We start from the raw sequence: 10006 nt of genomic DNA on the forward strand, positions 1-10006 counted from the left end.
GAATGGGCATCATCTTTTGTCATATCTCGTCCCGTGAATAGCGATTTTTTGCTTGTGAATCGCCGTCAGTTGGCTAGAAATCCATGCTAGAATATAACTAAATTTTACGACGTTGAATAAATAAAAATATTTAACCGTCACTAAAAATCTGAATTATTGGGGAGATTTATTTGAAAAATATGCAGGAGATTAGCAAGCGTCATTGGTTTTATGTGTTAGTTGTCATAGTGACACTCATTAGCCAATTTCTGTATTTACCGACTTATTTGCTAGCGGCAGCAACACGCGCTGGGCAAGAAATTACGATTAGTGGGCTCGATAGTCTTGATGCGAGGGATAATCAAGGCCGTCCACTTAATACTAGTGATTGGACGATTTGGGACAGTGAAAATATTAATTATCATTGGCAAATTGCTGATGGCTTGGAAATTAATGCTGGTGATTATGCGATGGTAAATTTGCCAGCGGGTACGACGTTTCAGCAGCATTACAAAGTTGCAATTACCGATCCTAATGGTGTGGTAGTTGGCACTTTTAGTGGTCGGCCAGGCGAAAGCAGTGGTCAAATTATCTTTAACGATTATTACAGTACGCACACTGAAGAGCGTTATGGTGATCTGAATTTTACTATTAAGGGAACTAAGAATGGTGAAGAGCCACCAATCACAGGGGATGATCTCTACATTTTGAAAGCAGGTTGGGCACTAGATGACTTGAACGAGGCGGGCTATCACACTAAGGCTCAGTGGCAGATTCTCCTTAACAGTCAGGGTGATACGTTAAATAATGTGATGGTGATTGATACCTTGGATACCTCGAATCAAACGTTAGATGTGGATACAATTCGGGTTGAATATCATGATTCCAATCAGCCGGTGCCTAAAGAAAATTACACAATTGAAACTGACGGTGTAACCTTAAAGCTAACCTGGCACGGACCGTTGACAGAAGCCGTTAATATTTTGTATACGACTACAATTACCGATGAAGAATATTTAACTGCTGGTAAAGATATTTCGTTGAAGAATACTGCAAGCATCACTGCCACTAAGCCTGGTGACGGCGATGGTGAGGAAACTAATATTGATCAAAATACTGAAAATAGTACCTCGTCAGCACAGGTCGATTTAGGCGCTAAAGGTAATGCTAATGGTCAGGTTGGCGTTACTACTATCACTGGCCAGAAAAGTTGGGCTGATGCTGATAATCAAGATGGTTTGCGGCCAACGCAAATTACGGTTGAGTTGTATGCCAATGCAGTCAAAATTGATTCACAAGTTGTGACTGCTGCGAACGATTGGCAGTATGTTTTCAATAATTTGCCTAAGTACCAGCAAGGTCAACTAATTAATTACGCCATCAAAGAAGCCCAAGTACCTGCTGGTTATCAAAGTGTGATTTCTGGAACCAATCTGACTAATGTTCATGTGCCAGAGCTCATTACTATTGCGGGAACGAAAACCTGGCAAGATCAGCATGATCAAGCTGGTAAACGACCAGCCGAAATTGAAGTCAAGTTGTTAGCCGATGGTGAATTGATTACCAGTCGAAAAGTTGACGCCACAACGAACTGGCAATATCAGTTTACTGGATTACCGAAATATCGAGCTGGTCAACTAATCAAGTATGAAATTTCAGAAACAGCTGTACCTAACTATCAGACCACTGTCGTTGGTTATGATTTGGTGAATACTTTAATTGAAAGTAGCAGTGGCAAGGGCAGCGCGACTAACAGATCAACACCCACGCAAATTCATCAAAAAACACCAGGGCAACGGCAAAAAACTTTGCCACAAACTGGTGAAGCAATAGTCCATTTCTGGCGCACCTATGCAGTTTTATTACTAGCTTTAAGTGCAACGACATTATTGAGTCGTGCTTTCAAGCGTTCTTCAAAATAAAGACAGCTGCCGTTGGTCGCTTCAAATATGTTTAATAATCAGCACGTAAAAAAGACAATTAGCCGATAAGCCTTAACGCTAAACAACGAACAATTCTGCGATAATTTCTTTAGAATTACTCGTTGTTTTTGCGTTAAGCGGGACTAGTTGCCTTTTTAGAACTTGTTTGTGCATTCAAAGCTGGTTGTCTTTTTGCCGAATTTAGTTAGCGTTGGTGCCGTTTGGCAGTTAATTTCTGCAAGATTACAAAAATCAAGATAATGATTAGAAAGACTGGTGCCAGATTAGCCGGAAAGAATAAAGCGATGAAGATGCTAGGAAAAATCGGAGATCTTAGGATACTCGTTGCTACGCTTGCAGCCACCATGGCCACAATTAGTAGACTATCAAAACCAGGTAGAAGGTGCGCCCAACCAAATCCTAGCAAGATTGCCGCAAAAGTGATTGGAAAAATATCACCACCAATCCAACCAGTTTTTAGACAAAGTTGCAGAAAAAGTAGTTTCAGAATTGCGGCTAGAAATAAAGTACTAGCCGATTGCTGGCTACTAAATTGTGGCACTAAACTTAGGAAAGATTGACCAGAGAAGAGTAGTCGTGGGAGCACACTGGCGAAAACAAAAATAACGCCAGCCCCAAGTAAGGCTTTAATTCGCACATTTGTGGCATAGCGGTTACTAAGTCGTTGCAGAAAATCACTAAAATGGCGATACAACCAGCCAAATAATAACCCAAACATAATGGCTGGTATAATCAGCCATAGTTCTTGCCAACGCCACTGTGACAAGCCCATTTTAGTAATAAAAGTAGGTTGTTTCGTTAAGCACATTAAAATTATGAAGGTTGTTAGGCCGTTAATCAGTAGTAAGGTATATAACAATTCCTTGGCCGTTTTTTGATTGGCTTGCTGCGCCAAATCACGATTATAAGTTTGCCGATATTTGGTGGGATGAAGCCGCATCAGCCAACTTTTAAAGAAACCGACTTGGCTGAATGCTTGCTGATGGAAATATTGGTAACGTAATTTATCAGCCTGCCAAACTGATAGTGCGATGACGGCACTAAGCAAGGCAGCTTCAGGACCAACGCCAGCACCGAAAATTAAAATAACCGTAGCAGCTAATAAATGTTGCCAGATATTCTGGTAATTAACAGTCTGATCTTGTTTAAAGGCCATCATTGTGGTCTGGGTTGTCTGCGGTAAGTCGCCCCAGGTCTGATGAAGTTGACCAACCAGCAAACCACCCACCAGACAAATAAGCAATTCATAGATAAAGTTGTGACCCAATGCTTGGGGTAATCGTTGCCAAATAAGCTGAGTCAGTTGTTCTTCAATAATCAAGAATAGAAAGGAAATCAGTGCAATGAGACTACTAAAAATTAAGCCTGAAATAATTAATTGACTGTTACGACGAAATGTCATTTGACCACCACTTATGAATAAATTAATAAGTTCAATCTTAACAATAAAATAATTAGTGTCAAGCTGTGATTTGCCCACCAATCAGCGTTATTTTTGATAGCAAGAATTAAAGATAGTAGCTTAGGCCACCAAGTAACCCAGCCATTAAAATTAGCAGCAAAGGATTTATTTGCCAGCGTAAATCAGCAATGGCAACGAAAAGAATAATCAGCAGACTCAACCAATCAGCAGATTTGCCTGACCAGCGGGTAATGTCAGTCACCTGAAAGACTAGCGTTAACAAGAGTAGTGCTGCAATTGCCATAATCAATCCGACGGCCGCGGCTTTGATACCATTTAACATGGCGGGTACCTGCCAATGATCGTTTAATTTAGTTTCAAAATGAGTATAAAGTGGCACAATAATCAAGGAAGGGACACAAACCGCTAGAGTGGCGGCCAAGGCTGTGCCTAAACCACCAGATAATTGTCCCACATAAGTGGCTGAGTTAATCGCAATCGGTCCAGGAATAATTCCATCCAGTGCGTTAAGGTCGGCAAATTGTTGAACAGTCAACCCAAATCGCTCAGCTTCAGCAAAAATTAATGACAACATTGCATAACCACCACCAAAGCCAAGAAAACCGATTTTAAGAAAGGCAACAATAATGGCTAACATGATTAATGGAACTCCTTTCGTTGTGACCAATTGACCAGTAGGCCAACTACTGCCGCGATGATGATTAAAGTCGGGGCGCTTAGCAGGTTAAATAAAGTTAAACCGAAACAAGCAAGCGCTAAGAAAATTGACCAAAAATCACGTAAGTTGTAACGTGCCAGCGTGTAAGCGGCACTAAACAATAATCCTGCTGAAGCAGCACGAATCCCGGTTAATACACTTAAAATAACACCAGTTTGTGGTAATTGTTGATAGAGCATTGTCGCCGCCGACATCAGTACGAAAGCGGGTAAGATAGCGCCTAGACCAGCGACTAGCATGCCACTGGTCCCATTAATTTTTTTACCAACAAAGCAAGCATTAGTCAGCGCAATCACCCCGGGGAAAGTCTGGGCCAAGGTGGTATATTCATAAAGATCGTCTTTGCTGATCAGTTGCGATTTCTGACAAAGCTCACGTTCGATTACTGGTAACATTGCCATGCCACCGGAGAAGGTAAAGGTGCCTGCCAATAAATAAACTTTAAAAAGTCGCCAATTAGTTTGCATGATTTCACTCCCTGTTACTCCAGTATAACGATGATCAAGATTGACTAAAAATACATCTTTAGTATACTGGCCATAACTAAACAGTTATGAGGTGGCAATCATGAATATTCGCCAATTGGAAATCTTTACGACAGTGGCCGCTACTGGGTCAATGACCAAGGCTGCTCAGCAATTATTCTTAAGTCAACCAGCGATTTCCAAAGCTATTCGGGAATTGGAACAAAGTATCGGCGTTAGGCTGTTTGATCGAATCGATAATCGCTTAGCATTAAATAGTGCTGGTCGTCAATTTCGTATTCGAGTGACGCAGCTACTAACTGAATTCAATGAGTTAGCTCAGTATGGTGATTAGAAACAAGCCCAGCGCATTCCTTTACGCTTTGGCACTAGTTTAACGATCGGTCAAGAATTATTGCCGACTGCGCTGAAGAAGTTTCGTCAACAGCATCCACAAACACCGCTAACCTGTTATGCGGAAAATGTTCAGCAAATTAAGGATCGGCTGCTTAAGGGTGAAATTGATTTGGCTTTGTTAGAAGGCTATGAGGCTAGTAAATCTTTCCAAGCTGAGCCTTTATCACAGTATGAATTATTATTAGTTGCGGCGCCTAATTTACTGACTAAAAGACGTTTAACGAAGCAGCAATTATTGACTGTACCTTTTTTATTACGGGAGCCTGGAAGCACTTTGCGGGATATTTTCGTAAGCGCTACGCGACACCTAGGAGTTGAAGTGGTTCCCATGCTAGAAAGCGTCAATACTGAGGTGTTGATTAGAGCAGCGCTGGCTGGTCTAGGTGTGACTATTTTGCCAGCGCCTTTTGCCCAACCTTATTTGCAAAGCCAACAATTAGTTTCATTAACTTTACCAGGCCAGCAGTTGCAGACGACTAATTATGTGGTGACGTTGAAAGACAGTCCCTTACGTGAGTTACAGCAGGAATTAGTGGCTTGTTTTAAGGATGTTGAAAGTCACACGCTCTTTTACGTTAAGCGGAACTGACTCCTTTTGAGAATCAGTTGCAGCTGTTAAAGTTCGGTTTATTTTGTTAAAAGAACTTATGCCACAACTGCAGTTCTTTTATTGGTCACAGTGTTATAAGAAACCGTCTAAATTTTCTGAGCTTTAATAATCAGCATCATTGGTACCCGCAAAGAAGTTTGCATTTCGGGTAAATGACGCAGTTCTGGCGCTGGTTGTGGTTCAATTAACCGTTGCAATTGAAAACCGTTCGTTAGTAGACCATCCACTAGTGTGGTTAACGTATGATGATACTTGGTCACCACACTACCAGCAAAGTCAGCTTGGCGTGGGCCCTCAGTAAAATAGTGGTCAACTGGGAAATACTCTGGCTGACCTTGAGCATCCTTGATCCAATCTTGATGACCCTCGGCCGTAAAAATCGGATGTTCAATTGTAAATTGGAAGATGCCTCGTGGTGCCAGCCATTGATGAATGTGCCGCACCACAGCAGGGAAATCAGCCAGATAGTGCAAAACTAAAGAACTAATCACAATATCATAAGCGGCTGGTGGCGCAGTAAAGGTTTCGATATCGTGTTGTTGATAATTAATCTTTGGAGAATGGGTTTGTTGCTGTGCAACGGCCAACATTTTTGCTGAAGCATCCACACCAAGGACCGATTTCGCCCCATGATCGGCAGCATAGCGACAATGCCAACCATAGCCACAGCCTAAATCTAATACACGCTTGTTTGTTAAATCAGGTAGGAGGGCTTGAAAGTCAGGCCACTCTCCAGCTGCTGCCAAGCCACCCTGACTACGTGGCATTTGTTGATAATGCTTGAAAAAATCCGGATCGTCATAGGTTACTGTCATGGTAAAAACTCCTTTTTTAAACTAGACTGTTTTGATTAGGCTATGCTGTCTGATTACGTAATAAGTGATTTGTTAACAACAGACAATAGTATTTCAAGATTTGTTAGCCTATAATTAATTTTGAAAACGATATATTCATTATAAAGCTGGGATGTATGGTTGTTCAAGCTGACCTAAATATTGGTGTGATTAAGTAGTAGTTGTTAGTTGTTATAGTTACCAATGATTTTTGAAAAGAAATTTAATGATTGTGAAACGTAGTGAAGAAATCATCATTGGTACAGTGGTCATTAATATGCTGGCTTTGGTTTATAATATTTTAAATCTTTGAATATTTAAATACTTGATTTACGATAGTTTAATGTTGCGGTTATTTTTAAAATCTGGCTGTGGTGTTAGAACTGTTTTTATTTTGTGAAGGGCTGATGACATGCTAACAACACGTAAGGTCTATCTCATGGGAACTGTGATTACGGTGTCCCTTATCCATCCTCAGGCGACGTTGCTATTGACAGAAGTTGAACGGCGCCTACGAATTTACGAACATCGGTTTAGCGCCAATGATCCAACCTCCGAATTACGTGTTTTAACGACCAATGCTGGTCGCCAATGGACTGCTGTAAATTCTGAACTATTTGAGTTGATTGCTTTGGGGAAGGCTTATAGTCTTTTGCCAAACAATAATTTGAATATTGCTCTAGGACCTTTAGTCCAGCAGTGGCGAATTGGTTTCAGTGATGCCCATGTTCCTGATGAAATGACAATTAAAAACGCCTTAACGTTAACTGACCCGCATAAAATTGAACTTGATCAACAACATCAGATGGTTTATTTGGCAGTAGCGGGGATGACCTTAGATTTAGGGTCGCTTGCCAAGGGCTATATTGCTGATTTACTAGCTGATTATTTACGTCAGCAGGGGGTAAGCCAGGCTCTGATCAATCTTGGTGGTAATGTGGTGACAATTGGTACCAACTCGGAACAACAACCTTGGCAAATTGGCCTACGTGACCCTCAAGGTGACCAGCAACAATTTATAGGGACAGTTGCTTTAAGCAACCAATCACTGGTCACTTCTGGGATTTATGAGCGTCAATTACAAATTAATGGCCAACATTATCACCATATTTTTGATAAACAGACGGGCTATCCAATATCGTCAGAACTAGCTAGTATCAGTATTAGATCGGCACAATCAGTGACTGGCGAGCTGTGGACCACAATGTTATTTGGTAAAAGTACCACAGAAATTCTCAGAATTATTGCCACAATCCCGGATCTTGAATGCTGCTTGATTAACCGGAACGGCCAAGTTTATCAATCAGAAAACTTTGGTTTAGTCACAAATTCTAATTGAATCTTTTAACGGCAGCGCTTACAATATAGCAGTAAGCAAAAATGTGAACGCAATCACATCACACTGGGAGCAGTGACTGACGGCAATTAACTAAAATGTTTCAGAGTGTAACCAAGCACATTAAGCAGAACTGATTGCTATTTGCGAATATGTTTCAATAGCTCAAGTGCAGTTTGTTTTTAGCAAAAGACTTTATGTCACAGTCTTAGTATTGCAGTTATGTTTGCCAAAGCACTGCTACTCACAACTAAAAAGGAGTTTGATCATGGAAAATTTTGTTGCTATTGTGGGGACGAATTCGACAGCCTCCACTAATCGCCAGTTATTACAATTTATGCAACGCCATTTTGCTGCCCAAGCCAAAATCGAATTGATTGAAATTGCCGAATTACCGATATTTAATAAACCAGCTGACAAAAAATTGCCGCTGCTAGTGCAAACAATTGATCAAAAGATTATGGCCAGTGATGGCGTGATTATTAGTACACCAGAATATGATCATTCGGTGCCGGCTAGTCTGTCTAACGCGCTAGCGTGGTTTTCTTATGGGGAGCATCCTTTTGTTGACAAACCAGTAATGATTACTGGTGCTTCTTATGGTTCACTAGGTTCTTCACGCGCACAGTCACATTTGCGGCAAATTCTTGACGCGCCCGAGTTACGCGCCCGAATTATGCCAAGCTCGGAGTTTTTATTAGGTCATTCATTGACAGCCTTTGATGAACACGGCGATTTAAAAGACTCAGAACAAGTTGCTAAACTTACTGGGTTATTTGCTGATTTCTTAGACTTTGTTAAACTAACCAATCAATTAGTCCATGCTAAAAAAATCAATCAACGAGAAGCACAAAACTTTTCCTGGGATAAAATTTAAATGAGGTGATCGTGATGAAACTTGTTGGAATTGTTGGCTCGAATTCAGATCAATCTTATAACCGCTTATTAATGAAATATATTGCCGTTCATAACGCCGATCTGTTTGATTTGGAAATTTTGGATACGAAAGATATTCCGCTATTTAATCAGAGTCAGGACCAGACTGATGCTGGGCCCATTCAGTTTATGAAACGAAAAATTGAGCAGGCCGATGGTGTTATTATTGCTACGCCAGAGCATAATCACACGGTACCTGCTAACTTGAAAAGTTTAATTGAATGGCTATCTTTTAAAATCCATCCGTTAGATAATAAACCGGTGCTGATTGTTGGTGCATCATACTATGATCAGGGTTCTTCGCGAGCACAGTTACACTTGCGGCAAATTATGGAAGCACCTGGTGTTAACGCCATCGTCATGCCTGGAAACGAGTTCTTACTTGCTGAAGTTAAGCAGGCCTTTGATGATCATGGCGAGATCAAAGATACTAAGACTAGTGAGTTTTTACAAGTGACTTTGCGTAAATTCGTTAAATTTGTGCAAGTAGCTAAGGCCTTGGAAGAACCTAAGCCGCTGCCTAAGGAAGATTTAAATGCCACCGGCAAAATTGCCACAACAATTCCTGACGTAGATATGCGGGCAGCTGATTGGGTTGAACAGGCTGCAAAAAAAGTTCAAGCCGTTAGTGGTGATACTTATGTTCAGTTAGATCGCGGTATTTTAACGGTTGATCAAATTAATTATTTGTTATCGTCAATGCCAATGGAACTGACCTATGCCGATAGTAATAATGAGTTCTTGTATTATAATGCTGGCAAGGAACAAGCAGGCACTCTAGCTGGCCGTAAGCCAGAACAGGTAGGTAATCCGTTAATCGTTTGTCATCCAGCCAAGGCCTTAAAAAATGTTGAGTGGGTATTGCAACAATTACGCGCTGGTAAACAAGATGTTATTCGTATTCATGTACCTAAACATGGTCCCGATAAATACGTGGTGCATAGTTATCAAGCGATGCATGATGATCAACAGCATTATGTGGGCTTAAATGAGTATGTCATGGATATTAAACCAGTGATTGATTGGTATTTACAACAAACCAAGCAACATTTGGTTGGTGCTACGTCAGCTGATAGTGTTGCTAGCGCCTCTGTTAAAAATGATCCAGCGACAAGCAATGATGCTGTTGCGAGCGCTTCTGTCAAAGCAGCCACGCCACCAGCTCCCGCTAAGGCCGATGGTGTTGCCAGTGCTTCAGTAAAGCCATAGTTGAAAAAACAATAAAACCAGCAGGTTGGCTGTTAAATAGTCAACTTGCTGGTTTTTAGATTTCTTATGTAGAAATGCAACCACAAGTTTTACTTGTGGGGGTCAGAGAAGCTTTAGCGAAAAAAACATCCTTTCAGT

Annotated in this window: 10 protein-coding genes; 6 read left to right on the forward strand and 4 right to left on the reverse strand. The window is 41.0% G+C overall.

Annotated features, from left to right (window positions below):
* Window positions 1-227: 227 nt before the first annotated feature.
* The gene (locus EKM81_RS03400; RefSeq protein ID WP_164509193.1) at window positions 228-1901 is read left to right on the forward strand and encodes a Cna B-type domain-containing protein; all 1674 of its coding nucleotides are present in this window, start codon (window positions 228-230) and stop codon (window positions 1899-1901) included.
* Between the two features lie 205 nt (window positions 1902-2106).
* On the opposite strand, the gene EKM81_RS03405 is transcribed toward EKM81_RS03400, so the two are convergent.
* The 3 genes from EKM81_RS03405 to EKM81_RS03415 form a co-directional block, all read right to left on the reverse strand.
* Complete coding sequence (locus EKM81_RS03405) at window positions 2107-3324, reverse strand: chloride channel protein (RefSeq protein ID WP_125648432.1); 1218 nt, start codon at window positions 3322-3324, stop codon at window positions 2107-2109.
* Between the two features lie 106 nt (window positions 3325-3430).
* Window positions 3431-3982, reverse strand: a complete 552-nt coding sequence (locus tag EKM81_RS03410; protein ID WP_125648435.1) for a chromate transporter — start codon at window positions 3980-3982, stop codon at window positions 3431-3433.
* Window positions 3983-3984: 2 nt separating this feature from the next.
* Window positions 3985-4530, reverse strand: coding sequence for a chromate transporter (locus EKM81_RS03415; protein WP_125648438.1), 546 nt, complete (start codon window positions 4528-4530; stop codon window positions 3985-3987).
* A gap of 100 nt (window positions 4531-4630) precedes the next feature.
* On the opposite strand from EKM81_RS03415, the gene EKM81_RS03420 reads away from it, so the two are divergent.
* Both EKM81_RS03420 and EKM81_RS03425 read left to right on the forward strand, forming a co-directional pair.
* Window positions 4631-4882, forward strand: coding sequence for a LysR family transcriptional regulator (locus EKM81_RS03420; RefSeq protein WP_125648441.1), 252 nt, complete (start codon window positions 4631-4633; stop codon window positions 4880-4882).
* Window positions 4883-4897: 15 nt separating this feature from the next.
* On the forward strand, window positions 4898-5533 hold the full coding sequence (locus tag EKM81_RS03425) for a substrate-binding domain-containing protein (protein WP_125648444.1): 636 nt from the start codon (window positions 4898-4900) through the stop codon (window positions 5531-5533).
* 107 nt (window positions 5534-5640) lie between these two features.
* Here EKM81_RS03425 and EKM81_RS03430 read toward each other — a convergent pair whose 3' ends face one another.
* Window positions 5641-6369, reverse strand: coding sequence for a class I SAM-dependent methyltransferase (locus EKM81_RS03430; protein WP_125648447.1), 729 nt, complete (start codon window positions 6367-6369; stop codon window positions 5641-5643).
* Between the two features lie 430 nt (window positions 6370-6799).
* Here EKM81_RS03430 and EKM81_RS03435 point away from each other — a divergent pair, with 430 nt between their 5' ends.
* From EKM81_RS03435 to EKM81_RS03445, 3 genes are all read left to right on the forward strand, one after another.
* Window positions 6800-7726, forward strand: a complete 927-nt coding sequence (locus EKM81_RS03435; protein WP_125648450.1) for an FAD:protein FMN transferase — start codon at window positions 6800-6802, stop codon at window positions 7724-7726.
* Between the two features lie 265 nt (window positions 7727-7991).
* Window positions 7992-8600, forward strand: coding sequence for an NADPH-dependent FMN reductase (locus EKM81_RS03440; protein WP_125648453.1), 609 nt, complete (start codon window positions 7992-7994; stop codon window positions 8598-8600).
* A 14-nt stretch (window positions 8601-8614) separates the two neighbouring features.
* Window positions 8615-9868, forward strand: coding sequence for an NAD(P)H-dependent oxidoreductase (locus tag EKM81_RS03445; RefSeq protein ID WP_125648456.1), 1254 nt, complete (start codon window positions 8615-8617; stop codon window positions 9866-9868).
* Window positions 9869-10006 lie beyond the last annotated feature (138 nt).

It is taken from the genome of Lapidilactobacillus gannanensis, assembly GCF_003946675.1.
Lineage (GTDB): Bacteria > Bacillota > Bacilli > Lactobacillales > Lactobacillaceae > Lapidilactobacillus > Lapidilactobacillus gannanensis.

Excerpts from the sequence above, each read along its gene's own strand:
- EKM81_RS03420 (WP_125648441.1), top strand. The coding sequence starts at position 4,631 with ATGAATATTCGCCAATTGGAAATCTTTACGACAGTGGCCGCTACTGGG.
- EKM81_RS03410 (WP_125648435.1), bottom strand. The coding sequence starts at position 3,982 with ATGTTAGCCATTATTGTTGCCTTTCTTAAAATCGGTTTTCTTGGCTTT.
- EKM81_RS03440 (WP_125648453.1), top strand. The coding sequence starts at position 7,992 with ATGGAAAATTTTGTTGCTATTGTGGGGACGAATTCGACAGCCTCCACT.
- EKM81_RS03445 (WP_125648456.1), top strand. The coding sequence starts at position 8,615 with ATGAAACTTGTTGGAATTGTTGGCTCGAATTCAGATCAATCTTATAAC.
- EKM81_RS03435 (WP_125648450.1), top strand. The coding sequence starts at position 6,800 with ATGCTAACAACACGTAAGGTCTATCTCATGGGAACTGTGATTACGGTG.
- EKM81_RS03430 (WP_125648447.1), bottom strand. The coding sequence starts at position 6,369 with ATGACAGTAACCTATGACGATCCGGATTTTTTCAAGCATTATCAACAA.
- EKM81_RS03405 (WP_125648432.1), bottom strand. The coding sequence starts at position 3,324 with ATGACATTTCGTCGTAACAGTCAATTAATTATTTCAGGCTTAATTTTT.
- EKM81_RS03415 (WP_125648438.1), bottom strand. The coding sequence starts at position 4,530 with ATGCAAACTAATTGGCGACTTTTTAAAGTTTATTTATTGGCAGGCACC.